Origin of the sequence: Arthrobacter sp. LAR12-1-1.1 (genome assembly GCF_040676555.1) — a bacterium.
Taxonomy (GTDB): Bacteria; Actinomycetota; Actinomycetes; order Actinomycetales; family Micrococcaceae; genus Arthrobacter.
This window is the reverse complement of the sequence record NZ_JBEGIG010000073.1, coordinates 1-255: the sequence shown is the minus strand read 5'-3', so window position 1 is coordinate 255 and position 255 is coordinate 1. Positions and strand designations below refer to the sequence as shown.

Below are 255 nucleotides of genomic sequence, written 5' to 3'. Positions count from 1 at the left end.
GGATTGACGACGCGGAGGCCAAGCTTGTGGTCACGGCCGACGGCACCTACCGCCGCGGCAAGCCCAGCGCCCTGAAGGCCGCCGTCGACGACGCGTTGTCCCACACGGGAAATGGCGACGGCCACACGGTGCGGAACGTCGTTGTGGTCAGGCGCAACGGCCAGGACGTGGACTGGCACGAGGGCCGGGACCACTGGTGGGCGGACACCGTCGGCGCCGCGTCGGCCGAGCACACCGCCGTCGGGCACGACGCCG

The 255-nt window shown here is 72.5% G+C and carries 1 pseudogene; it reads left to right on the top strand.

What is annotated here, in order from left to right:
* Window positions 1-255 (top strand): annotated as a pseudogene (locus MRBLAR12_RS23850) (acetyl-coenzyme A synthetase); the annotation flags it as partial.